The 14,954-nt window shown below is 58.6% G+C and carries 16 protein-coding genes and 1 tRNA gene; 4 read left to right on the top strand and 13 right to left on the bottom strand.

Going from position 1 to position 14,954, the window contains the following annotated elements; translation table 11 throughout:
- Positions 1-82: 82 nt before the first annotated feature.
- The 5 genes from PLD_RS22430 to dapA form a co-directional block, all read right to left on the bottom strand.
- A tRNA-Ser gene (locus PLD_RS22430) sits at positions 83-172 on the bottom strand.
- 83 nt (positions 173-255) lie between these two features.
- Positions 256-969, bottom strand: coding sequence for a phosphoribosylaminoimidazolesuccinocarboxamide synthase (purC, locus tag PLD_RS22425; protein WP_011059799.1), 714 nt, complete (start codon positions 967-969; stop codon positions 256-258).
- A 28-nt stretch (positions 970-997) separates the two neighbouring features.
- A complete protein-coding gene (locus PLD_RS22420; RefSeq protein WP_159896625.1) occupies positions 998-1,756 on the bottom strand; it encodes an MBL fold metallo-hydrolase in 759 nt (252 codons plus the stop codon).
- Between the two features lie 4 nt (positions 1,757-1,760).
- Positions 1,761-2,876, bottom strand: coding sequence for an outer membrane protein assembly factor BamC (gene bamC / locus PLD_RS22415; RefSeq protein ID WP_159896623.1), 1,116 nt, complete (start codon positions 2,874-2,876; stop codon positions 1,761-1,763).
- Positions 2,877-2,893: 17 nt separating this feature from the next.
- Complete coding sequence (gene dapA, locus PLD_RS22410) at positions 2,894-3,772, bottom strand: 4-hydroxy-tetrahydrodipicolinate synthase (RefSeq protein ID WP_159896621.1); 879 nt, start codon at positions 3,770-3,772, stop codon at positions 2,894-2,896.
- Positions 3,773-4,097: 325 nt separating this feature from the next.
- Here dapA and PLD_RS22405 point away from each other — a divergent pair, with 325 nt between their 5' ends.
- Both PLD_RS22405 and PLD_RS22400 read left to right on the top strand, forming a co-directional pair.
- Positions 4,098-4,658, top strand: a complete 561-nt coding sequence (locus tag PLD_RS22405; protein WP_159896619.1) for a glycine cleavage system protein R — start codon at positions 4,098-4,100, stop codon at positions 4,656-4,658.
- A gap of 10 nt (positions 4,659-4,668) precedes the next feature.
- Positions 4,669-5,142, top strand: coding sequence for a peroxiredoxin (locus tag PLD_RS22400; RefSeq protein WP_159896617.1), 474 nt, complete (start codon positions 4,669-4,671; stop codon positions 5,140-5,142).
- Between the two features lie 36 nt (positions 5,143-5,178).
- Here PLD_RS22400 and PLD_RS22395 read toward each other — a convergent pair whose 3' ends face one another.
- The gene (locus PLD_RS22395; protein WP_159896615.1) at positions 5,179-6,249 is read right to left on the bottom strand and encodes an AI-2E family transporter; all 1,071 of its coding nucleotides are present in this window, start codon (positions 6,247-6,249) and stop codon (positions 5,179-5,181) included.
- A 33-nt stretch (positions 6,250-6,282) separates the two neighbouring features.
- Positions 6,283-6,522, bottom strand: coding sequence for a sulfurtransferase TusA family protein (locus tag PLD_RS22390; protein ID WP_159896613.1), 240 nt, complete (start codon positions 6,520-6,522; stop codon positions 6,283-6,285).
- A 232-nt stretch (positions 6,523-6,754) separates the two neighbouring features.
- Here PLD_RS22390 and PLD_RS22385 point away from each other — a divergent pair, with 232 nt between their 5' ends.
- Positions 6,755-8,188: a M48 family metalloprotease gene (locus tag PLD_RS22385; RefSeq protein WP_159896611.1), complete on the top strand. Its 1,434-nt coding sequence runs from the start codon at positions 6,755-6,757 to the stop codon at positions 8,186-8,188.
- Between the two features lie 73 nt (positions 8,189-8,261).
- Here PLD_RS22385 and PLD_RS22380 read toward each other — a convergent pair whose 3' ends face one another.
- From PLD_RS22380 to rpoE, 4 genes are all read right to left on the bottom strand, one after another.
- Entirely contained in the window at positions 8,262-9,692 is a 1,431-nt protein-coding gene (locus tag PLD_RS22380) for a DegQ family serine endoprotease (RefSeq protein ID WP_159896609.1), read from the bottom strand.
- 224 nt (positions 9,693-9,916) lie between these two features.
- Positions 9,917-10,873: a MucB/RseB C-terminal domain-containing protein gene (locus PLD_RS22375; RefSeq protein ID WP_159896607.1), complete on the bottom strand. Its 957-nt coding sequence runs from the start codon at positions 10,871-10,873 to the stop codon at positions 9,917-9,919.
- An 8-nt stretch (positions 10,874-10,881) separates the two neighbouring features.
- Complete coding sequence (locus tag PLD_RS22370; protein WP_159896605.1) at positions 10,882-11,469, bottom strand: sigma-E factor negative regulatory protein; 588 nt, start codon at positions 11,467-11,469, stop codon at positions 10,882-10,884.
- A gap of 31 nt (positions 11,470-11,500) precedes the next feature.
- Positions 11,501-12,082 (bottom strand): RNA polymerase sigma factor RpoE, encoded by a 582-nt coding sequence (gene rpoE / locus PLD_RS22365; protein ID WP_007930230.1) that lies wholly within the window; start codon positions 12,080-12,082, stop codon positions 11,501-11,503.
- A 558-nt stretch (positions 12,083-12,640) separates the two neighbouring features.
- Between rpoE and nadB the strand changes: the two genes are divergently transcribed.
- Complete coding sequence (gene nadB, locus PLD_RS22360; protein ID WP_159896603.1) at positions 12,641-14,257, top strand: L-aspartate oxidase; 1,617 nt, start codon at positions 12,641-12,643, stop codon at positions 14,255-14,257.
- Here the strand turns inward: nadB and PLD_RS22355 are convergent.
- Positions 14,226-14,678: a protein YgfX gene (locus tag PLD_RS22355; RefSeq protein WP_159896601.1), complete on the bottom strand. Its 453-nt coding sequence runs from the start codon at positions 14,676-14,678 to the stop codon at positions 14,226-14,228. The two genes, nadB and PLD_RS22355, sit on opposite strands and share 32 nt — an antisense overlap.
- A complete protein-coding gene (locus PLD_RS22350) occupies positions 14,662-14,916 on the bottom strand; it encodes a succinate dehydrogenase assembly factor 2 (protein ID WP_159896598.1) in 255 nt (84 codons plus the stop codon). Before PLD_RS22350 ends, PLD_RS22355 begins: the two co-directional genes overlap by 17 nt.
- Positions 14,917-14,954: the final 38 nt, after the last annotated feature.

Raw genomic sequence — 14,954 nt, 5'->3', positions numbered from 1 at the left:
CTAAATACCCCGGATTCAACCCCGAAAACGAAAAAGCCCCCGCAAACATTGATGCTTGCGGGGGCTTAGTCTTGTTCAATAATGGCGGAGAGATAGGGATTCGAACCCTAGGTACCGGTGAAGGTACAACGGATTTCGAATCCGTCCCATTCGGCCACTCTGGCATCTCTCCAACGGCGCGCATCATAACAGCACCTTTGCCGGATGCGAAGCCCCCGAGCAAATTTTTTCCGTGCTATCAGATGCTTGCGTCGATTACAGCGGCACGCCGAGGCGCTGGGCGACTTCTTCGTAAGCTTCGATGACATCACCGAGGCCCTGGCGGAAGCGGTCCTTGTCCATCTTCTTCTTGGTGTCCTTATCCCACAGGCGGCAACCGTCTGGGCTGAACTCGTCACCCAGAACAATGGAGCCGTCGCTGAACACGCCGAATTCCAGCTTGAAGTCCACCAGCAGCAGGCCAGCGTCGTCGAACAGCTTGCTCAGGACTTCGTTGACCTTGAGCGACAGCTCTTTCATGCGCGCCAGTTGCTCGGCGGTACCCCAGCCGAACGCCACTACGTGGGATTCGTTGATGAACGGGTCGCCCTTGGCATCGTCCTTGAGGAACAGCTCGAAGGTGTAAGGGTTGAGCTTCATGCCCTCTTCCACACCCAGGCGCTTGACCAGGCTGCCGGCGGCGTAGTTACGCACCACACACTCCACCGGGATCATGTCGAGCTTCTTCACCAGGCACTCGTTGTCGCCCAGCAGCTTGTCGAACTGGGTCGGCACGCCGGCGGCTTCGAGTTTCTGCATGATGAAGGCGTTGAACTTGTTGTTCACCATACCCTTGCGGTCCAACTGCTCGATGCGCTTGCCGTCGAACGCCGAGGTGTCGTTGCGAAACAGCAGGATCAAGCGGTCAGCGTCGTCGGTCTTGTAAACCGATTTGGCTTTGCCGCGGTAGAGTTCTTCACGTTTTTCCATGATGGGCTCCGCTTGCTAAGTAGGTGGGCTAGGCGATGTGGCGCCAGTCGAGCCCTGAATCTTGATCGGCCAGTTGCAGCCAGTCCGGGTCGCACCCGAGGGTGTCGACAAAACATTGCCGGGCCAGCTGCGGCAGGTTGTTCTTGCTGCTCAGATGAGCAAGGACCAGGTGCTGCAGGTCCTGCCATCCCAATTCGGCCACCAGGCTTGCAGCCTGATGGTTGTTCAAATGCCCTTGGTCACCGCCGACCCGCTGCTTGAGAAAGTACGGGTAATAACCGCGCGCCAACAGGTCCCGGCAATGATTGGCCTCAATCATCAAGGCATCCAGGCTACGGTAGCCTTCCAGTACGCCGGCGCAGTACGAACCCAGGTCGGTCAGCAGACCGAAACGCCGCTGACCGTCGCTGAAAACAAACTGGGTAGGCTCCTGGGCGTCATGGGCGACGGCAATCACGTCAATGCGCAAGGCGCCGATCTGCAGTTGCTCGCCACCACGGACAAAACCCTCAGCCGCCACCGGCTTGCGCATCCCGCGCAGGGTTCCCTGACTGAGGTAGACCGGTAGATTGTAGCGCCGAGACAGCAAACCCACGCCATGCACGTGGTCGGCATGTTCGTGGGTCACCAGGATGGCGCTCAACTGCGCGGGATGAACTCCCAGGCGCAGCAGGCGCCGTTCGGTTTCCCGCAAGGAGAAACCACAATCCACCAGGATGTAAGTGTCAGCACTGGCGATCAGCGTGCCATTCCCTTGGCTACCACTGCCGAGAACGGCAAAACGCATCTGATCAGCCCAGGTTGTCCTGAATCGCGCCCAACACCTTGCGCGCCACATCGGCCGGCGCCACGGTATTGATGTTCTTCTCGACGGTGACCTGGACGTTGTCGCCGACCTTGCTCAGGCGAACCTGATAGCGCTCGGCGCGAGCTTCGATCTCTTCCTTGGCCGGCTTGCTGCCGAACAACTTGCCGAAAAAGCCCGGCTCGTCGTTTTTCTTCTCGGCTTTTTCCGCCAGGTTGATGTAGTACAGACCCAGGCTGCGGTTGATGTCCTCAACCCGCCACTCGCCCTGCTCCAGGGCACGGCCCACGCTAGACCAGGCACGATCGAGGTCGGCGCCCAGGTTCAGCACCGGGTTGCCGCTGCCGTCTTCGCTGAGGCTGACTCGGCTTGGGGTATCGAAATCACGTGCCGCGAGCAAGGAAACCGAACCGCCTTTCTCAGCGGTACGGCTCATGCTGGCCAGCATGTCATCCACCAGCGCAGCGTCCAGGCCGGTGTTGACCGAACGGTTGGTGAACGCCACGTCCGCAGTGCTGCCGGCAGGACGCTCGGCGCTGACCACATAGACTTCGCTGGTATTGCGCTGCACACCCGGCTCAATACGCACCCGGACGCGGGTCTCGCTGTCGGTGGCGACACCTGCACTGCTCAGGCGCTTGGCCACAGCCTCGGAAAGCTCATCGGAACGCTGCCAAGTGGTGGTGAACTCACCGGTCTGCGGACGCTGCTGATCCAGACGGAAACCGTTGTCCTGGAAGAACTGCACCGCCACCGGCCAGACTTCAGCTGGCGGACGCTGGGCCATGACCCAGCGGGAGTCGCCGCTTTTTTGCAGGGTGTAGTCGCTGGCATCGGCAATTGCCGACAGCGGTTGTGGACGAGGCACTTCGTACTCGCCCTTGACGTTGTCGTCGGCCACGTTGCGCGGAATCGGCAGCAAGGGATCCAGGCGCTTGGCAGTCCGAACATCCGGTGGCAATTGCATAGGTGCTGTTTGTTGCGCTTGCAGGTAATCGCTACCCCGGTCACGGAAGTAACCTTCAGGGCCCCAGATCCAACCGCAGCCACTGGTGCTGGAGATAATCAAGGCAAGTGCGGAAAGTCCGGCCATTCGCTTCATGCGTTGTACTTCCTCAATTAAACCAAGACGCCGGACTGGCGCATGGCCTGCCGCAGCGGTTCGTGACAGGCAGCACTGAGCCAGGTGAGCGGCAGACGGATACCGTCCGGCATCAAGCCCATTTCATGCAGGGCCCATTTCACGGGAATAGGGTTGGATTCGATGAACAAGGTCTTGTTCAGCGGCATCAGGGTGTCGTGAATCGCCCGGGCCTTTTCAGCATCGCCAGCCATGGCGGCAGCACACATCTCGCTCATGGCGCGCGGGGCGACGTTGGCAGTCACCGAGATATTGCCCTTGCCACCCAGCAGGATCAGTTCGACAGCCGTGGCGTCATCGCCAGAATACAGCAGAAAATCGTCAGGCACGCCGGCCAGGATGTCTTTGGCGCGTTGCAGGTCGCCAGTGGCTTCCTTGATGCCGATGATGTTTTTCACGCTGGACAGGCGGATTACAGTCTCGGCCTGCATGTCGCACGCGGTGCGGCCCGGTACGTTGTAGAGAATCTGCGGGATGTCCACCGCCTCGGCAACGGTGCGGAAATGCTGGTACAAGCCTTCCTGGGTCGGTTTGTTGTAATACGGGGTCACCAGCAGGCAGGCATCGGCGCCAGCGATCTTGGCGTTGGTGGTCAGTTCGATCGCTTCGCGCGTCGAGTTGGCGCCAGTACCGGCAATCACCGGGATACGCCCTGCAACCTGGGCCACCACCCGCCGAATCACTTCGATGTGTTCGTTGACATCCAGGGTCGCCGATTCACCTGTGGTGCCGACCGCAACGATGGCATTGGTGCCCTCTTGCAGGTGGAAGTCCACCAGTTTGCTCAGGCTGTCCCAGTCGAGATTTCCCTGTGCATCCATGGGTGTGACCAGTGCCACCATACTGCCCGCAATCATGCAACCGCTCCTGCCGGAAAAAGAGAGCGGTAATGGTACTGGCGCCAAGTTCCTTGCACAAGCGAAGTCCCGCGCCGTGAGCATTCCCCTGAGCGATGGTTTTCGCTACCCTTCAGGCTTTGATCGCTACTGATAAGCGTGTAAACCGGGTTGCCGCCTGCCTGCTGATTCTCCAAAGCCCCATTCCAGCGTTGCCAACCAGAGTTCCAGGCGTTTCGGGACCTGGCGCCGACTTGTGGTTCAAGGCCTTGAAGATCCGCTCGGAGCAACTGCCCGGTACTGACTTGTCAAATGTATCGACCGCTCATCGCTTTAGGAATGCTGCATGTCCACCCCCACAGTTCGCGAACAATTCCTTGTCATCAGTGCCCTCGGCGCCAACCCCATGGAGCTGACCAACGTCCTGTGCCGCGCCAGCCATGAAAACCGCTGCGCCGTGGTGACCTCCCGCCTGACCCGGCATGGCGAGTGCTGCGCGTTGGTTCTAGAGATTTCCGGCAACTGGGATGCTCTGGCGCGCCTGGAGAGCAGTCTGCCGTCAATGGCCAAGAAGCACGCCTTCACCGTCAACGTAGTGCGCAGCGCTGCCCTGGAAAGCCGTCCTCAGGCCCTGCCTTATGTCGCTTACGTCAGTGCGGCCTACCGCTCGGACATCGTCAATGAGCTGTGCCAGTTCTTCATTGACCATCATGTCGAGCTGGAAAGCCTCACCTGCGATACCTACCAGGCTCCGCAAACCGGCGGCACCATGCTCAACGCCACCTTTACCGTCACTCTGCCCGCCGGCACCCAGATCAGTTGGTTGCGCGACCAGTTCCTGGACTTTGCCGACGCCATGAACCTCGATGCGCTGATCGAACCCTGGCGCCCACAGAACCCCATGTAAGGAAACCACCATGGCCGTTGCTATCGACCAACCTGTCGCCGATTTCCAGGCCCCCGCCACCAGCGGACAGACCGTCAGCCTATCCAGCCTCAGGGGCAAGCAAGTGGTGATCTACTTCTACCCCAAGGACAGCACGCCTGGCTGCACCACCGAAGGCCAGGGTTTTCGCGATCAATACGCCGCGTTTCAGGCCGCCAACACTGAGATTTACGGTATATCCCGCGACGGCTTGAAGTCTCACGAAAACTTCAAGTGCAAGCAGGAGTTCCCCTTTGAGCTGATCAGCGACAAGGACGAAGCCGTCTGCCAACTGTTCGATGTGATCAAGTTGAAGAAGCTCTACGGCAAGGAATACCTGGGCGTTGACCGCAGTACCTTCCTGATCGACAAGAACGGGGTCCTGCGCCAGGAATGGCGCGGTGTGAAAGTTCCAGGCCACGTCGACGCCGTGCTGGCCGCGGCCCAGGCATTGAACAAAGGGTGAAACGAACGGGGCGGCTGAACAGCCGCCCGTCGTTATCTAGAGTAAAGGCGCCACCGCCGGGTCCTTCCTTGGCCAGGCATCCAGTACCGCCTTGAACAAGGTGGCCAGGGGAATCGCAAAGAAAATCCCCCAGAAGCCCCACAACCCGCCAAACAGCAGCACCGCACAGATGATCGCCACTGGATGCAGGTTCACCGCGCCGGAGAACAGCAGCGGCACCAGCACGTTGCCATCCAGGGTCTGGATGATCCCGTAGACCACCATCAGATAAATGAACTGATCACTCCAGCCCCATTGGAACAGCGCGATCAGCGCCACCGGCACCGTCACCACTACCGCGCCGACATAGGGCACCACCACCGAGATCCCCACCAGCAGCGCCAGCAGAGCTGCGTAGTTCAGACCCAGGGCGACAAAAGCGACGTAGGTCACCCCGCCACAAATGACAATTTCAATGACCTTGCCGCGAATGTAGTTGGCGATCTGCCGATTCATTTCATGGGCGACCCGGGTGATCAACGTCCGTTCCTGCGGCAGATACCCCATAACCCAGCGGCTGATCATCGCCCGGTCCTTGAGGAAGAAGAACACCAGAATCGGCACCAGCACCAGGTAGATCATGATGTTCACCAGCAACGGCAGGCTGGACAGGGAAAAGGTCAGCGCCCACTGCCCGAATTTACCAATCTCGCCCCGAGCCACTTCAATGGCCCGCAACACCTGCTCGTCGGACACCAGATGTGGATAGCGTTCGGGTAATAACAGCAACAGCGACTGCCACTTGGCGAGCATGCCCGGCAATTCGTTGAACAGGGTGACAAACTGATGCCAGAGCAGTGGCACGACCACCAGGATGAAGACCAGTAACACCCCCATGAACAAGGCGAACACCAGCCCCACCGCAGCCCCTCCGGGCAGCCGCAGACGCTCCAGACTCACCACCAGCCCCTGCATCAAATAAGCCAGGACCATGCCCGCAAGCACTGGCGCAAGCATCCCTCCCAGAGTCAGGACGGCGGTAAAGGCCAGAAACAGCAGGACAGCGAGCACCACCGCCTCTTCATCCGAGAAGTAACGTTGTATCCAGTCGCGTAGCACTTTGAACATCGGTGTTCCTTAGACGAAAGCCGTGAACGACCGTCAGGCCTTTCTCAACCAGTAACGATAAACCCCAGCTTCATCCTCTTCACGCAATAGAGCATGACCGGCCAGCCGGGCGAACGTACGAAAGTCACGCTGTGAACCCGCGTCAGTGGCAATCACCTTGAGCACCGCGCCACTGGCCAGGCGATTGAGTTCCATCTTGGCCTTGAGCAGCGGAAGCGGACAGTTCAGACCACTGGCGTCAAGCTCTGCGTCATGGGCAACAACATCGGTCATTGGGTTACTCCGATCGTATATTCAAGGCGCCTAGAATACCCCGCAAGGCAACGCTGGCGGCAATAAACAAGCCCGACTTAAGGGGCCCGCCGCTGCTTGGCAAGTGCTTAATGGAATAGACGCTGGAACTGACTGGAAAACACGTTTGATCCTCAGAGTTTTCAACGTCTTTTTCTGGTCCCCGGCCAGGTGTCCAGCTACAGTAGAGCCTTTGTCGCCTAAGGCTTTGTGCATGAATGTATTGCGCCCTACCCTGCTGACGCTCGCTTGCCTGCTCGCCTCCCCGGGCTTCGCCAACGACCTGCCGTCACTCGGTGATGCCAGTTCAGCCATTGTCTCCCCTCAACAGGAATACCAACTGGGCCGCGCCTGGCTGGCGCTGCTGCGCAGTCAGGTTTCACAACTCAACGACCCACAGCTAAAGGACTACGTCGAAACCAGCGTCTACAAGCTGGTGGAAACCAGCCAGGTCAATGACCGGCGCTTGGAGTTCATCCTGATCAACAGCCCGCAACTCAATGCCTTTGCCGCACCCGGCGGGATTATCGGGGTCAACGGCGGACTGTTCCTCAATGCCCAGACCGAAGGTGAATATGCCTCGGTATTGGCCCACGAATTGGCCCACCTTTCCCAGCGCCACTTCGCACGTGGAGTGGAAGCCCAGCAACGGATGCAGGTGCCAATGATGGCCGCACTGCTGGCCGGGATAGTGATCGCCGCGGCGGGAGCGGGCGATGCCGGAATCGCCACCATTGCCGGCACTCAGGCTGCGGCCATCCAGGAGCAACGGCGCTTCTCCCGGCAGAACGAGCAGGAAGCCGACCGTATCGGCATCCTCAATCTTGAGAAGGCTGGTTATGATCCGCGCTCAATGCCCACCATGTTTGAGCGCCTGATGCGCCAATACCGTTTCGATGCCAAGCCTCCGGAGTTCCTCCTGACTCACCCCGTCACCGAGTCGAGGATCGCTGACACGCGCAACCGCGCAGAACAAGCCAGTCCTGGCGGTACCGAAGACAGCCTGCGCTATCAACTGATCCGTGCACGGGTGCAACTGACTTATGAAGACTCGCCGGGCCTGGCCGCGAAGCGTTTTCGCGCACAACTGGATGAGAACCCGAAAAATGATGTCGCCCGCTACGGCTTGGCCATTGCCCAGATCAAAGGCAGCCAATGGAACCAAGCACGGGAGAACCTCAAGCTGCTACTCGCCAAATCGCCCAACGACATCACCTACAACCTGGCCCAGATCGAATTGGACATGGCCAACAGCCGTCTGCCGGATGCGCAAACCCGAGTCGAGCGCATGCTCAATCTGTACCCGCGCAACTATCCACTGAATCAGGCCCGGGTCGACCTGCTGCTCAAACAGAACCGTCCAGTCAATGCGGAAAAGGCCCTAGAAGGCCTGCTGAAAAGCCGTCCTGACGATCCGGATGTGTGGTACCTGGTAGCAGAAACCCGCGGCCTGTCAGGCAACATCATCGGCCTGCATCAGGCCCGAGCCGAGTACTTCGCTCTGGTGGGTGACTATAGTCAGGCTATCCAGCAACTGGACTTCGCCAAACGACGGGCCGGCAGCAACTTCCCGCTCTCCTCAAAAATTGACGCTCGCCAACGCGAGATGATGGATCAGGAGCAGATGGTCAAGGACATGATGCGTTGAAGCGTGCAGAGCCCAATAAAAACCCGCCTATGTGAGGCGGGTTTTTATTGGGGTGAGACTTACGCCTGGAGGATTACTCCGCTAACTTGAAGGTAATGAAGCTCGCTCGGCCTTGGCGCAGAACACGCATGGACACTGAACGATTCTTCGGCAACGCCTTGGCAATTTCGGTGAACTCTTTCGCCGTGGTGATCGCCTGGTTGTTCAAGTGGGTGATCACATCGCCCGGTTGCAGGCCAATCAGCGCCGCCGGGCCATTCTGAACCTCCTTGATGACTACGCCCCCCTTGAGGTCGAGGGCTTTCTTCTGTTCAGCATTAAGTTCAACCACCGCTACGCCGAGACGATTACTGCTGCGCTCGACGCCGGACTTCGGCAGCATGCTCAGATCCTTGTCTTCTTCGGGAATAGCACCTACGGTCAGCTCAATATTCTTGCGCTTACCGTCGCGAATGACTTCAAGGTTGGCCTTCGCCCCCGCTTTCAGCGCCCCCACCAGATGCGGCAGATCGGCAGACATGACAATCGGTTGCCCATTGAGGCCAAGGATCACGTCCCCCACTTGCAGGCCACCTTTGGCGGCAGGGCCGTCATCCTGAACCTGCGCAACCAGTGCCCCGGCCGGTTTTTCCAGACCGAAGGACTCAGCCAGATCCTTGTTGACCTCTTGAATGACCACGCCCAACCAGCCACGGCTGACTTTGCCACCCGACTTAAGCTGGTTAGAGACATCCATCGCCACATCGATAGGGATTGCAAAGGACACCCCCATGAAGCCGCCGGAGCGGGTGTATATTTGCGAGTTGATCCCGACCACCTCACCCGCCAGGTTGAATAACGGACCTCCGGAGTTACCCGGATTGATCGGCACGTCGGTCTGGATGAACGGCACGTAGTTTTCGTTTGGCAGGCTGCGACCAATGGCGCTGACAATGCCCTGCGTCACCGTGTGGTCGAAGCCAAACGGCGAACCGATGGCCACTACCCATTGGCCGGCCTTGAGATTCTGGGATTTGCCCAGCTTCAACACCGGCAGGTCTTTACCGTCGATCTTCAACAACGCCACATCGGAACGCGGATCGGTGCCGATCAGCTTGGCTTTCAATTCACTACGATCAGCCAGGCGTACGAGAATCTCGTCCGCATCGGCGATCACGTGGTTGTTGGTGAGAATGTAACCATCCGGAGAAATGATGAAGCCCGACCCCAGCGATTGCGCTTCACGCTGGCGCCCTCCCCGTGGCGACCGCTCCTGTGGCATGCCACGCTCGAAAAACTCGCGCAACATTGGCGGCAAGCCTTCCAGATCTGGCATCTGCGCCGAGTTGGAAACCCGCCGATCGGGCAGTTTCTGTGTGGTGCTGATGTTCACTACCGCAGGCGAGGCCTGCTCGACCAGTTGCGTGAAATCAGGCAACTCGGCAGCTTGAGCATGCACGGCCTGCCCAAGCACCAGCACGGTGGCAAGAATGGTGAAGTAAGACTTCAAACGTGGTATCGACATACGGCTCCCGTTACGACGAGCGTGGTTAAGCGATATGGAGCAAACAGTACCGAAAAAACAGGGGTGGTACTTTTACTCCAGGCACGACAAATGAGATCAGAACCAAGGGGTTCTGACCTATAAAAAAACTTTGGAAATTTTGCAAATGAAATTGCTGACCAAACATCTCATCTTCTCAATTGTGGAGCAGCCATCGCTGACCTCATGCACAACCAATGAAAGGTTCATTGCTTGGCGGTAGCATCGGAACGCATTGACAACGCAATACGCTCAGCCGTGCCAATAGGGATTTCCCCAACCACAGTGACCATCATCTCGCCGTCAGGTGTAGTGAGGCGCCGTGATACCGCAACAGTTGGCCCAAGCTGAGTCCGGGTGTCGGTAACCGTCGCGCCGTTGAGCGGTTCGAGGAATACCGAGAAACGCGCCAACCCGTCGTCATACAACAAACTGCTCACCCAGGTACCGGTCTGCGAATCTTTGCGAGCCGAGCTACTGGTCAACTCAAAGCCTGGAGGCAACCAGTCGGAATGCCAGGTGAGGGTGCTTTTGATCGCCGAAGCCTTATCGCTGTCCAGGAGCACCGGCTTGCAATCGACACTCGGGCGCAGATCGGCATCCCCTGGTATATCGGCAGTGTCCAGCCGAGTGTATTGGAAACGCTCAAGCAACTGCCCCTTGTCATTAAGCAACAACGACTTGAGTGGCAGACCCGTTTCACGATCCAGGTGCAGCTCAAAACCGTAACGATGCTGGTCCTTTGGCGTGACCGAAACAATCACCGCGGCACGCCCAGCAACACGCGACCTGCCGATTACGGCGAGGTCATACCAATTCTTGAGTTTCTGCGGATCCAGCACCCGCCCCGCCGATTCGGGAACATCACCCAGCCCCGCCAGCAATGTGCCGCTGGCACACTGGGTACGGCCATCGGCGCGCACCACCTCTTGAACGGATCCATCGAGCCGGATCAACCGCTCACGGACATGCCCGTCCTGAACCAGATGCCAGATGTTATGGGTAGAAAAACTACCGTTACGCTCGTAAACAAAAGTGCCCTGAAAGCTCTGTTGCTGTTCAGCTTGCCCAAGACGTCGCAACCAGTCCTGAGCTTCATCGGCGTGGGCTGGAACCACAAACCAGCCACTGAGCAGAAACGAGAGTAGAGGTATGGCGCGCATGATCCTCCTTAGCGATTTTCCAGGCTTGCCGCACGGGCATAAGGCAGAGCGATTTCAGTTCCTTTGAGGGCCGCCTGCTGTGCATGCTGACGCAGATAGCTTGGCAGACGCTGATCGTGCCAGCCTGGCTGACCTTGCAGTACGCCATTGACCATTGGACCTGTAGCTTCAGAGCTTTCATTGTAGCCGGCCAACACCGCTGGGCCCTGGGCTTGAGGAGTTGCCAAGGTTGGCTGCCCCGCTTGCTGGGCTAACTCGACACCTGCAATCTCGTCCTGGTTGTACAGACGCACACCCGCCAATACCGCCACAGTCACCGACGCGGCTACCGCCAGACGCCCCAGGCTACGCCAAGGCCCACGGGCCACTTTGGCCGGCACGGCTTCATCAGCCAAAGCTGCAGAAACGGCAGCAGCGATGTCCAGACGCGGAAGCAACAACTCCTTGTGCATGGCTGCCCGGGCGATTTGATAACGAGCCCAAGTCTCACGGGTTTCCACTTCGTCGACGGCATTCAATACCCGACGTAATTCCAGTTCGTCCGCTTCGTTATCCATCACCGCGGACAGCGATTCCTGCAGGGCTTCACGACTCATGGCGGTTCCTCTCTTGGCTGTCGCCGCTGTCTCAGGTTTCCTGCAACAACGGCTGCAGGGCTTTATCGATGGCCTCCCGAGCGCGGAAAATCCGGGAGCGCACGGTACCCACCGGACATTGCATAACACTGGCAATGTCCTCGTAACTCAGACCATCAAACTCACGTAAAGTTAATGCTGTACGCAAATCTTCCGGCAGTTGCTGAATGGTTCGATGGACAGTGCCTTCGATCTCATCCCGCAGCAATGCACGTTCTGGCGACTCGAGATCCTTGAGGCCATGATCGCCATCGTAGAACTCCGCATCTTCGGAACTTACATCACTATCTGGCGGCCGGCGGCCGCGTGAAACCAGATAGTTTTTCGCCGTATTGATGGCAATACGGTACAGCCACGTATAAAACGCGCTGTCACCACGAAAATTACCTAAGGCACGGTAAGCCTTGATAAAGGCTTCTTGTGCGACATCCTGGGCTTCATGGGTGTCGTGCACAAAACGCACGATCAACCCGAGAATTTTGTGCTGGTATTTCAGCACGAGCAGATCAAACGCCCGCTTGTCGCCACGCTGAACGCGCTCGACCAGCTGCTGATCCTCTTCCTGGGTTAGCATGAACACTCCTCGATAAGCTCGGAGGAGGCTTGCATATCTAATCGATCAGGCTTGCAAACATAGACTCGGGCTTTTCGCAAAAGTTCTCCCCCTCCAAGCAAGTTTCCTGCGGGCTCTGATCCGGCACGCACGAAAAACGCAGCGCGGGCAAGGCCGGCTGCGTGAATAATCCTGTCGTCGATTACTGTCACAAGGGACACATTGCAAACCTTGGATAGTACCGACGCTGTCCCTTCTTTCAGGCAACCTTCTATTGAGTTTGGGGGCTTGGCAAAAGTTCCCAATCTTTATAATTGCACCGAACGAAGATTGTGTAGCGATAAAGAGAAAAACTGTAAGACTTCCTCGATCAATCGTCCCAGAGCCTGAAATACGCCGAGTCCAAGGCTGATCGTGCACAGCGCGCTTGCTCAGGGAAGCTGAGCAGTGCCATGAAAGCGCGACTATTGTGCCGATCCCCCCCTCTATATACTAGTGCGCTGTGTGGCTGCCTTGACTCGCCGATTCAGGCGTCTCGCGCCAACCCCGTACTGGGTCGCTTTGAGCGGAATCATTCAAATGAGCCAACAGTTTCAACACGATGTATTAGTGATTGGCAGCGGCGCCGCCGGCTTGAGCCTGGCCCTGACCCTGCCCAACCACCTGCGTATCGCCGTCCTGAGCAAAGGCGACCTTGCCAATGGCTCAACCTACTGGGCCCAGGGCGGAGTGGCGGCGGTGCTGGACGATACCGACACCATTGAATCCCACGTCGATGACACCCTCAATGCCGGTGGCGGCCTGTGCCATGAGGATGCTGTGCGTTTCACCGTGGAGCACAGCCGTGAGGCGATCCAGTGGCTGATCGATCAAGGGGTGCCCTTTACCCGCGACGAAGACGCCAGCAGCGACGACAACAGCTTCGAATTCCACCTGACCCGCGAAGGCGGCCATAGTCACCGACGGATCATTCATGCCGCGGACGCCACTGGCGCAGCCATCTTCAAGACCTTGCTCACCCAAGCTCGAAAACACTCCAACATCGAACTTCTGGAGCAACGGGTCGCCGTCGATCTGATCACCGAAAAACGCCTGGGTCTGGACGGCGATCGCTGCCTGGGAGCCTACGTGCTCAATCGGGACACAGGTGAAGTCGATACCTTTGCCGCCCGCTTCGTGATTCTCGCTTCAGGCGGAGCGGCCAAGGTCTATCTCTACACCAGCAACCCCGACGGCGCTTGCGGCGATGGCATCGCCATGGCCTGGCGCTCGGGCTGCCGGGTGGCCAATCTGGAATTCAACCAGTTCCACCCCACCTGCCTGTATCACCCCCTGGCCAAGAGTTTTCTGATTACCGAGGCCCTGCGCGGCGAAGGGGCTCACCTGAAGCTGCCCAATGGCGAGCGCTTCATGCAGCGCTTCGATCCGAGGGCAGAACTGGCCCCGCGGGACATTGTCGCTCGGGCCATCGACCACGAAATGAAGCGGCTGGGCATCGACTGCGTTTATCTGGACATCAGCCACAAACCACAAGCCTTTATCAAAAGCCACTTCCCCACTGTGTATGAGCGCTGCCTGGAGTTCTCCATCGACATCACACAGCAGCCAATTCCAGTGGTGCCGGCGGCCCATTACACCTGTGGCGGAGTGATGGTCGACCAGCAAGGTCGCACCGATGTGCCCGGACTGTACGCCATTGGCGAAACCAGTTTCACTGGCCTGCACGGTGCCAATCGCATGGCCAGCAACTCACTGCTGGAATGCTTTGTCTACGCTCGCTCGGCAGCGGCCGACATCCTTCAGCAGTTGCCGCAGGTGTCGATCCCGGTCGCCCTGCCCTCCTGGGACGCCAGCCAAGTCACCGACTCCGATGAGGATGTGATCATTGCGCACAACTGGGACGAACTGCGGCGATTCATGTGGGACTACGTAGGTATTGTGCGCACCAACAAGCGCCTGCAACGGGCGCAACATCGGGTACGCCTGCTATTGGATGAGATCGACGAGTTCTACAGCAACTACCGAGTCAGCCGTGACCTGATCGAGTTGCGCAACCTGGCCCAGGTCGCCGAACTGATGATCCTCTCGGCCATGGAGCGCAAGGAAAGTCGCGGCCTGCACTACACCCTGGACTACCCACAAATGCTGCCTGAGGCACGGGACACTATTCTGCTGCCGCCCACCTACGCCGGCTGAACTTGAGCCTCACCCGCAGGCGCCGATGCTCATCGGCCGCCTGCGCATCGCGCGGCACGCAGATTGAACGAACCCGGCGCTCCCCCTTCAAACGAAAGCGCAGCACCACCAGCAATGGCACCGCCAGGCTATCGGGCTGCAATTGCACCGCCTGCCAACCCTGGGCAGCACTCCACAACTGCCAGCCTTGCGCCGAATGCCGCAAGCCGCTGAATGCGCGGGGATGGCTCAACAGAATCTGCCGGGGCAGTACCCAAACGCCGTGAGACAGGCACAGAAAAACCCCCAGCGCCTTGGCGAAAAATGGAATATCCAGAAGGGAAAAGGCGCCCAGAGCGAACGCCTGAGCCAGGAGGTAGGCCGCCAGCAGTTGCCGTGAGGCACGCCAGCGGCACTCGAACAGCTTACTTGGGTTGGACACGGTCCAGAATCATGCGGACCATGCGCTGCAGCTCAGGGTCCTCGGACTCGCTGCGCTCCATGAACCAGCCAAACATGTCCTGATCTTCACACTCCAGCAGCTTGCGATAGCATTCGCGATCAAGCTCATTGAGATGCGGGTACACCTCGCGGACGAACGGCACCAGCAACACATCCAGCTCAAGCATGCCGCGACGGCTGTGCCAGTAGAGGCGATTCAGTTCAACATCTTCAACCATGGAGCGCTCCTCAAATAGAGCGCAAGTATACAGCCCGA

The organism is Pseudomonas sp. LD120, assembly GCF_009861525.1.
Classification (GTDB): Bacteria; Pseudomonadota; Gammaproteobacteria; order Pseudomonadales; family Pseudomonadaceae; genus Aquipseudomonas.
This window is presented reverse-complemented; position numbering and strand designations above follow the sequence as displayed.

Excerpts from the sequence above, each read along its gene's own strand:
- purC (WP_011059799.1), bottom strand. The coding sequence starts at position 969 with ATGGAAAAACGTGAAGAACTCTACCGCGGCAAAGCCAAATCGGTTTAC.
- PLD_RS22420 (WP_159896625.1), bottom strand. The coding sequence starts at position 1,756 with ATGCGTTTTGCCGTTCTCGGCAGTGGTAGCCAAGGGAATGGCACGCTG.
- bamC (WP_159896623.1), bottom strand. The coding sequence starts at position 2,876 with ATGAAGCGAATGGCCGGACTTTCCGCACTTGCCTTGATTATCTCCAGC.
- dapA (WP_159896621.1), bottom strand. The coding sequence starts at position 3,772 with ATGATTGCGGGCAGTATGGTGGCACTGGTCACACCCATGGATGCACAG.
- PLD_RS22405 (WP_159896619.1), top strand. The coding sequence starts at position 4,098 with ATGTCCACCCCCACAGTTCGCGAACAATTCCTTGTCATCAGTGCCCTC.
- PLD_RS22400 (WP_159896617.1), top strand. The coding sequence starts at position 4,669 with ATGGCCGTTGCTATCGACCAACCTGTCGCCGATTTCCAGGCCCCCGCC.
- PLD_RS22395 (WP_159896615.1), bottom strand. The coding sequence starts at position 6,249 with ATGTTCAAAGTGCTACGCGACTGGATACAACGTTACTTCTCGGATGAA.
- PLD_RS22390 (WP_159896613.1), bottom strand. The coding sequence starts at position 6,522 with ATGACCGATGTTGTTGCCCATGACGCAGAGCTTGACGCCAGTGGTCTG.
- PLD_RS22385 (WP_159896611.1), top strand. The coding sequence starts at position 6,755 with ATGAATGTATTGCGCCCTACCCTGCTGACGCTCGCTTGCCTGCTCGCC.
- PLD_RS22380 (WP_159896609.1), bottom strand. The coding sequence starts at position 9,692 with ATGTCGATACCACGTTTGAAGTCTTACTTCACCATTCTTGCCACCGTG.
- PLD_RS22375 (WP_159896607.1), bottom strand. The coding sequence starts at position 10,873 with ATGCGCGCCATACCTCTACTCTCGTTTCTGCTCAGTGGCTGGTTTGTG.
- PLD_RS22370 (WP_159896605.1), bottom strand. The coding sequence starts at position 11,469 with ATGAGTCGTGAAGCCCTGCAGGAATCGCTGTCCGCGGTGATGGATAAC.
- rpoE (WP_007930230.1), bottom strand. The coding sequence starts at position 12,082 with ATGCTAACCCAGGAAGAGGATCAGCAGCTGGTCGAGCGCGTTCAGCGT.
- nadB (WP_159896603.1), top strand. The coding sequence starts at position 12,641 with ATGAGCCAACAGTTTCAACACGATGTATTAGTGATTGGCAGCGGCGCC.
- PLD_RS22350 (WP_159896598.1), bottom strand. The coding sequence starts at position 14,916 with ATGGTTGAAGATGTTGAACTGAATCGCCTCTACTGGCACAGCCGTCGC.